This window comes from Rickettsiales endosymbiont of Trichoplax sp. H2 (assembly GCF_009690945.1).
Taxonomy (GTDB): Bacteria; Pseudomonadota; Alphaproteobacteria; order Rickettsiales; family Midichloriaceae; genus Aquirickettsia; species Aquirickettsia rohweri.
Genome location: NZ_NPHZ01000002.1, coordinates 127,536 through 133,692, shown reverse-complemented (window position 1 = coordinate 133,692; position 6,157 = coordinate 127,536). Strand labels below are relative to the sequence as shown.

The 6,157-nt window shown below is 27.4% G+C and carries 8 protein-coding genes; 1 reads left to right on the top strand and 7 read right to left on the bottom strand.

Annotated features, from left to right (window positions below; all coding sequences use genetic code 11):
* Positions 1-427 (top strand): nuclear transport factor 2 family protein (locus tag h2es_RS02760; RefSeq protein WP_230204245.1); only part of this gene is annotated, 427 nt, incomplete at its 5' end.
* A 2-nt stretch (positions 428-429) separates the two neighbouring features.
* Here h2es_RS02760 and pgeF read toward each other — a convergent pair.
* The 7 genes from pgeF to h2es_RS02725 form a co-directional block, all read right to left on the bottom strand.
* Positions 430-1,197, bottom strand: a complete 768-nt coding sequence (pgeF, locus tag h2es_RS02755; protein WP_154511203.1) for a peptidoglycan editing factor PgeF — start codon at positions 1,195-1,197, stop codon at positions 430-432.
* Positions 1,198-1,272: 75 nt separating this feature from the next.
* Entirely contained in the window at positions 1,273-1,992 is a 720-nt protein-coding gene (locus tag h2es_RS02750; protein ID WP_154511201.1) for an RsmE family RNA methyltransferase, read from the bottom strand.
* Between the two features lie 12 nt (positions 1,993-2,004).
* Positions 2,005-2,961 (bottom strand): D-alanyl-D-alanine carboxypeptidase family protein, encoded by a 957-nt coding sequence (locus h2es_RS02745; protein WP_195909960.1) that lies wholly within the window; start codon positions 2,959-2,961, stop codon positions 2,005-2,007.
* A gap of 61 nt (positions 2,962-3,022) precedes the next feature.
* On the bottom strand, positions 3,023-3,787 hold the full coding sequence (gene flgH, locus h2es_RS02740; RefSeq protein WP_154511197.1) for a flagellar basal body L-ring protein FlgH: 765 nt from the start codon (positions 3,785-3,787) through the stop codon (positions 3,023-3,025).
* Positions 3,780-4,442 (bottom strand): flagellar basal body P-ring formation chaperone FlgA, encoded by a 663-nt coding sequence (flgA, locus tag h2es_RS02735; protein WP_154511195.1) that lies wholly within the window; start codon positions 4,440-4,442, stop codon positions 3,780-3,782. The genes flgH and flgA overlap by 8 nt, the downstream gene beginning before the upstream one ends.
* Positions 4,443-4,460: 18 nt before the next feature.
* Positions 4,461-5,288, bottom strand: coding sequence for a flagellar hook-basal body protein (locus tag h2es_RS02730; protein ID WP_154511193.1), 828 nt, complete (start codon positions 5,286-5,288; stop codon positions 4,461-4,463).
* A gap of 13 nt (positions 5,289-5,301) precedes the next feature.
* A complete protein-coding gene (locus tag h2es_RS02725) occupies positions 5,302-6,132 on the bottom strand; it encodes a flagellar hook-basal body complex protein (protein WP_154511191.1) in 831 nt (276 codons plus the stop codon).
* Positions 6,133-6,157 lie beyond the last annotated feature (25 nt).

The following is a 6,157-nucleotide window of genomic DNA, read 5'->3' as shown; positions in this document are numbered from 1 at the left end:
AGAACAGCGAACAAAATTAATGGGTATTTATATGAGTACAATAAATATTAAAAATGAAAATATTGTACATTTAGCTGAAAGCTATTATAGAGCTATGCTTGCTAAAGATTTTGATTCCATGGGAAGTTACCTACATGACAATGTCCATTTTATTGGACCGCTTGCTGAAATGAGAGGGAAAGAAAGTGTAGTTCTTGCGGCCAATAACTTGAGTAAAATATTAACGGAGATTAATATACGTTCTAAGTTCTTAAGTGGTAACCAAGTTATGTTTGTCTACGATTTTTTATTTTCTACACTCAACCTTAATTTACGATCTGCTGGTTTACTAGATTTTACCAATGGCAAAATTTCAAAGATAGAGTTGTTCTACGATGGCAGACCTTTTGAAAAAAAGAAGGATGAGATTTTTATACAAAATAAATAATTTTATAATTTTATAACAGATATTTGGCAACCGAAGTGTTTTTGATTGTTATGAAAAGCTCTTCTACAACTAAAAAAGTTATTTGGGTTAGAATATGTGTCTATTTGTAAATCATCTACTTCACTGGCATTGCATTTGATAAGTTTGTCATAACAATATTTTGGTAAATCGAATAAGAATCTATTTTTATTAGTAGAATTTATGAAATAGTTTTTATTTAAAGGATTGTTATTCACAAATAAATCATAAAATTTTTTGTCTATTTCGTAGTTATGTTGTCTTATGCATGGTCCAATTGCAGCGTAAAATTCATATGCTTCATATTTTTTTAAGCTATTAATTGCATTTTCAATAACACCTGATAATGCACCCTTCCAACCAGCGTGAATTGCAACTACAATTCCATTTACCTTTTCCCATATTAATATTGGGACACAATCAGCTGTAATAACCCCTAGTAAGTTACCCTTTTTATTGCTTATAATCGCATCTCCTTCTATTTTGTTGATAGAATTGTTAGCAATAATTATTTTATTAGAATGAATTTGTATTAATTTTGTTAAGTTTTTTATGTTTGAATTAAATAATTTAGTTACTGTGATAAGGTTGTTTTCTACATTTTCAGTTTTATCTGAACAGTTAAACTTGCAATTTAAACTTTTATATTCATCAGAGCTAATACCACCATTTCTAGTGAAAAATCCATGTTCAACTCCTAGTTTTGTTAATAATTGAGATTTTAAAAAGATTTTTTTATCTAATTTTTTCATGTGAAACTGTAATATTGGCTAATTTACCTAGTAAAAATTTATTTATATAAATTTTCTTTATTTTTAGATTTGACATTATTGGTAGTTATATAAATTTTGAATGCTAAATATTGAAGTAATAATTGCTGTTTCTGCACGTAGTGTATAATTTCCCAAATTGACAAAAGTTGCATTAGTATTTTTTAACAAACTAATATCATTTGTAGAAAATCCTCCCTCAGGACCAATTAATACTAAAGTATCCTGTGTATAATCAATTTTTTTATTCAAGTCTAAAATATTTATAGAATGTTGATTTTTATTACATACAACAAAGTTTTTCATATTAACTTCTTTGAGGAGTATGTCTAGATTTAATATATTATGAATTATGGGGATATCAAGTCTTCCACATTGTTCTGCAGCTTCTTTTGCAACTAAAGAAAGCTTATTTAAATTAGTATTTTTAACAATAGTTCTATCAGTGATAATAGGATAAATCTCTTTTACATTTAGTTCAGTAGCTTTTTGAATAACTAAGTGATTATTTTGACGCTTTAAAAGTGAAAAAGCTAAGATTACGTTTGCTTTATTTTGTGAAGTACTAATTTGTTTTGTGGGCAATAATGTTGCTAGGTTTTTGTTTTTAATTTTGACTTTACAAATCCATTCTCCTGAAAAAATATTAAACGCTTTAATAGTTTCTTCATCTTTAATTCTCATAACATTTAATAAGTAATTCAAATTGGGCTTATTCAAAGGAATTTCTACTAAATGGAGAATTGGGCTTTCTATATATAACCTAATGTTGCTCATTATGTGAATTATTTAATGGATTTCTAAAACATCCCAACATAGTTTATCAGTTGTATTAGTAATTTTTTGTGATTCAGTTGAAGCATATTGAAAAACATCTTTTTTGGAATTAAGTAATTGAGTTTTAGAACTTTTTTTACTTTTAACTTTTCCTCTAATACTTAGTCTTGCGTATGCATTATCAAGTAAATTAACCATGTGATCATCTCTAATTCTTGCAGTTTGACCGCCCATAATAATTGCAACTAAATTACCTTCTGGTTTTTTTGCTGAAGTTGCAAGATTAAATCCTGATGCATTTATATAGCCTGTTTTTAAGCCGTCTATCCATTCATATCTTTGCAATACTCTGTTATGACCATGTATTTCTTTTCCCCTATATTTAAAAGATGTCATTGAAAAAAGATGATAATATTTTGGAAAATCTTTTTTAAGTGCTATTGCTAATTTTGCCATATCTCTTGCAGTCGTATATTGTTTTTCATGATGCAATCCATGGGCATTTTGAAAACTGGTGTCATTCATGCCCAGTTTTTTTGCTGTTTTATTCATTAGATTTATAAATTTTTTTCTATTTCCAGCAACTGATTCACCGAGTACTACTGCAGCATCATTAGCAGATTTTACTATTATTGCATGGATTGCTTTTCGTACAGTAATTTTATTACCTGCTTTTAAATCAATGTTACTCTTTGGTTGTTCTGAAGCATATTTTGACACTTTAAGTTTTTTGAGTGGATACAGTTTTTTATTCTTTAAAGCATCAAATGTTAAATAAAGTGTCATCATTTTTGTAAGAGAAGCAGGATATCTTTTTTGATCAGCATTCTTAGAAAAAAGAACTTTTCCAGTTCTAGAGTTTATTACTATGCTTGCATAATTTGAGGATTTTAAAATTGATGGAGTAATATCAACAGGTTTTGAATTTGCATTTATGTTGAGTAATGCAAATTCAAATAAAGCAAACAATAATAGAATTTTTAAAAAGACTTTCAACTACATAAGAATATAAAATTAAGTACAATAATACTTAAAATGGTGATATTATGTCAAGAATTTGTTTTCCATAAGGATCTTGCTGAATTTGAGTTATTTGTCCTCTTCCTCCATATGATACTCTAGCTTCTGCAATTTGGTCTAAATCAACTGAATTATCACTGCCAATATCTTCAGGTCTTACAATACCGGTAACAGTAATCTCTTTTAATTCAAAATTAACACGTATTTCTTGAGACCCTTTAATTAAAAAGTTACCATTTGGTAATATCCTAATTATAGTTGCAGCTATATTGGTTTTAATTGTTTCTTTTCTATCAATTTCTCCATCTCCAGAACTATCAGATTTAGAATTTAGGCCAATTAAATTATCTGGATTAGCAGGTATTTTATTCTTAATAGGTTTCTCTAAGCCAAAGAAATTAGGTAGACCCATACCTTTATCACTTTTTTTCTTTTTAGTTGTTTTGTTATTTAATTTAGCTTTATCTTCTATTACTATTTTGATTTTTAGAATATCTCCAACATCTTTGGCTTTTCTTTCTCTAAAAAAGAAAGTTTTAGAATTGGGTGTCCAAAGAGAATTGCTAGATGATGATTCTTCTTGGTTTTGAGTGCTCTTAGGATAATACTCATTTAGATTTTTTTTATCGTAAATGTTAACTTTATTTATTTTTGGTGGCTTTCCAACATTTTGAAGTTGATTAAACATTGATGTACATCCGGTTAGGTTAAAAGTTATACTAATGATTAATAAAAAATAAATATATTTAACTGGTTTATTTAGTTTATTAGTCATTTTTTCTTATTTCTACTATTGATGAATTTATTATTTTACCTATTACAATCTTATTTGTATCATGTACTTTTACTTTTATTATATTTCCTATTCCTCCAGAATCTAAAGCAGTGCCAGTTGTTTTTATTTCTAAATTATTTCTTAGAAAGAGTAATGTTATTAAGTCACCCTTAGCAATTACTGTTAGCTGTTTTATATCATTTGATTTAAATGTTCCACTTTGGCTAATATTTCTTTTTGTAACCATCCCAATTAGCTGATCTTTATCAATCACAATGCTTGACTTTAATGAATTTGTGTTTACATCATTCATCATAATATCATTTTCATCAATTACTTTTCCTTGTATTATCATGTTTTTTGCTACTGGCACTCTTAAGTATTTATAGTATACTCCATGCAATTTGTATTGTTTATTGTTTAAAGATACATATGCAATGAATTTTTCTTTACCAGAAATTGTTAAATTATTAAAAATTATATTATTTTTGTTAATTAAGTTACTATGAGTAGAAATTTTTATCTTAATATTTTGATATTTTACTTTTTTTTGAATTTCAGAAACAACTAAATTTTTTAATTCATCAAATGTAATAGACCAACATTTATGAATTGATAAAAATATAATTAAAAAATAAGTAAAAAAATATTTCATTTAAGTATTATAAAATTATTAGCTTTTTATCCTAACTACATCATCTAGCATCTTTTCTGACGTTTGTATTACTTTGGAATTCATAGAATATACCTGTTGTGATTTTATTAAATCAGTCATTGTTGTTAGCGTATTTGTATTTGATGCTTCTAAAGAACCTTGTTTAATTTGAACGCCTGCAAAATCTCCTTCAAATGGATTGCCTTCAATGGGATCTCCAGAAGAATTTGTAGCTTTAAATAATGAATTCCCTATTTGTTCGAGTCCTTGAGGATTGATAAACTTAGCTAAATTAATTCTACCTAATACATTAGGGGCAGCGGTATTTTCATCACCGAGTAATTTAACTTGTATTTCTCCTTTTTCAGTAATTTTAATTGTATCTTTTACATCTGGTGACACGTTGACTTCAGGATCAACAATATACCCGTTTGCTGTAATTATTCTGCCCTCATTATCTAGTTTAAATTGACCATTTCTAGTATATGCTTGTTCTCCGTTAGGAAGATTAACAACAAAAAAGTTATTTCCAGTATTATCAATTATTTGAAGACTTAAGCTATCTTTAGATCGTTCAATGCCCTCTCCTGGAGCAAAATTTATTGATGTTGCTCCTATACCAACACCAGTTCCATATTGAATGCCTTGAGAATAATATTCACCCTCAGTCTGATTGCCGGTTCCAGCTGCTCTTTCAGTTTGGTAAGGAAGTTCATTAAATTCAGCAATACTTTTTTTAAATCCAGGTGTATTTGAGTTAGCTAAGTTATTTGCTGCAGTATCTACCCTTTTTTGTTGTGCTGACATCCCTGTAGCTGCAATATTTAAGGCTCTAAAGTTAGACATAATATCTCTCCGTTTATTTACTAATTAATCTAAATGAATTTCTTTGCATGGTATATACATCACTAATTAAATTCGAACTCATTGAAAATTTTTTTTGTAAATCAATCAATTTTGTAGTTTCTATTATAGGCTTTGAATTAGATTCTTCTAAAAACCCTTGAAGTAATTGAAAATTTTCTGACGGAATTGGTTCAAGTGTTGTATTAAAATAACCATTACCAGATTTTCTTAGAAATTTTAGATCAGAGAAGTTATACACGCCAATAACTCCTATTAGTTCATTAGATGAATATATATTACCATTTTTATTAATAAACACATTGGAGTTTTGTAGGGGTATTGCTATTTGGTCACCACCATCAGATAAAACATAATTACCTTGTTGGTCAATTAAAATTCCCTCATTATTAATTAAAAAATTACCATTTCTTGAATAAGATATGCCATTCTGAGTTTCAATCATAAAAAAACCGTCTCCATTAATAGCAATATTAAAAGGATTATTAGTTTGTTTTAGGCTACCTGCAGTAAAGTCAGGTATTGATGCTATATCATCAGGCATTTTTAAATTATCAATTTTATCTTTAGAAGTATAACTTGACATTATTTGTATATCTCTTTTAAAACCAGATGTGTTTGCATTAGACATGTTATTAGCTGTTATACTTAACTCATCATTTAATGCGATTTGATTAGATAATGTTGTGTATATACTGTTATCTGTACTATAGCTCATAGGTAATGTTGTAAGCATGATCAATAAACAAACTATAATATTACTAAAGCTTAATTTGTTAATTCTGTAAAAAAGACACTTATTTAATAATTCAATAATATTTTTCATCAAGCCACTTTCAAAACTAATTTAA